This is a genomic window from Pseudomonadota bacterium, assembly GCA_010028905.1.
GTDB lineage: Bacteria > Vulcanimicrobiota > Xenobia > RGZZ01 > RGZZ01 > RGZZ01.
Genome location: RGZZ01000769.1, coordinates 1 through 1,561, shown reverse-complemented (window position 1 = coordinate 1,561; position 1,561 = coordinate 1). Strand labels below are relative to the sequence as shown.

General features: G+C 65.9%; 2 protein-coding genes. One reads left to right on the top strand and one right to left on the bottom strand.

Features of this window, described 5'->3' with window-relative positions:
* Nucleotides 1-134 precede the first annotated feature (134 nt).
* Nucleotides 135-317, bottom strand: coding sequence for a hypothetical protein (locus EB084_25125; GenBank protein ID NDD31547.1), 183 nt, complete (start codon nucleotides 315-317; stop codon nucleotides 135-137).
* 465 nt (nucleotides 318-782) lie between these two features.
* On the opposite strand from EB084_25125, the gene EB084_25120 reads away from it, so the two are divergent.
* Nucleotides 783-1,561: hypothetical protein (locus EB084_25120; protein ID NDD31546.1), on the top strand; the 779-nt coding region annotated here is incomplete at its 3' end.

Sequence of the window (1,561 nt, the reverse complement as noted above, 5' to 3'; positions counted from 1 at the left end):
AAATGCAGACGCCAGGCCATACGGCCTGGCGTAGAGGTTTTGGTACAGAACGGTCCGGGCGCACCTGCGCGCGGACCTGTAAGTCTAGAGTTTCGACGAGCGCCTCGATCTCCTTCTCGCAGCGGTCGCCTTCGTCAATCGCTGCCTGACGAAGCCGTATCTCCCTCTGCCACGCGCGCAAAGGCCAACGCTCTCACGCGGCGCCCGTCTGCGCGAGCCCAGTCGCGCTCCACGATGTACAGTCCCACCGTTCGGTCGAGCTCGACGACACGGAACCCTTCCCGAAGGGCGGCCTGGGGGCTAGAGAAAACGACCATGACGTCACATCCTCGCATGTGTGATACGCCTGACCGGCGCACGGCCTGGACCATCTCTCCACCTCGATTCTGACACACAGATGTAAACAGCACGTGACCGATTTGTAAAAATTGTGATCTTCCTCGTGACCCAACGCCCGTGCGCGACCGTCAGAGGAACCCACGCGCGCGCACGACCGACTGCGAAGGCGAGCCTGCTGGAGCGCCTTGCCCGCTGCCTCGTTCAGATCACGACAATCCGCGCCCGCTCACCACATACCCACCTGCGGTCTGTCCGTCACGCGCGCTGCCCCCCATCGGCCACACCGACATCATCACCCGCATCGCACCGCAAGAAGTTAACATCCCGGCAACAAATCCGGCTCCGGAGACACGGGCCGGACGCAGGCAGGTCTGGTATACTGTTGCTATTGCATGCGGAGGCCGGGATGATCCCGGCGAAACCGCGCCCCGAGGAGAGGTTCGATGGCCGACGCCATACGCCCCACGCAGGTACCTGAGACCTTCCGCGAGACCGCCGCCACGGCGCGCACCGCGCCCCGCGGTGAGAGCAGCCGAACCGCAGCGCCCCAGACACCCTCTGGCGCTGCCGCCGCTGCGCGAGCCGATGAGGGGCCGGCCACGGTCGTTGCATCTCGAGAACTCGGCGAGGGACGCGCCCAGATCTCGCTCAGCGACGGTCGCACCATCACCCGCGCCGCCAACGACATGCTCCGCGAAACCGCGCCTGACGGCCACATGCGCCTCTCTCTCCCGAACGGCATGCTCATCGAACGCGATGCCGAGGGGAAGACGGCGGGGTTCGACCCGGCCACCGGCAAGAAGCTGCACGTCAAGGTCGAGCAGCAGTCGGAGAATGGCCAGTTCTACTTCGAGCTCAAGGACAGCAAGGGGAACCACTGGCTCGCCACCTCTGAGACCCTTCGCTTCGAGGTGACGAACCACGCGGGCACCGTGCACCAGAAGGTGGCCTCCACGAACTCGATGCAGCTGTCGACCACCACCGTGCTGCGCGGCGAGGACGGCGCCTTCCATCAGGAGACGAACACGGCGACGGTGCGGCCCGACGGCCAGGTGCTCGGGCACGGCGCGCGCAACAAGTCGATGCACGTGACCAACGAGATGGTGACAGTGCGCCAGAGCAACGGCAACCGAGTGGAGATCGATCTCCCCTACGCCATTCCCTTCGACCTCAAGTCAGAGGCCACGGCCTCGCCCGCCCCGAAGGCCGCGCCGCCGGCGGC

What these genes read in the sequence shown, in the direction of transcription:
- EB084_25125 (NDD31547.1), bottom strand. Translation starts at nt 317, where the DNA reads ATGGTCGTTTTCTCTAGCCCCCAGGCCGCCCTTCGGGAAGGGTTCCGT.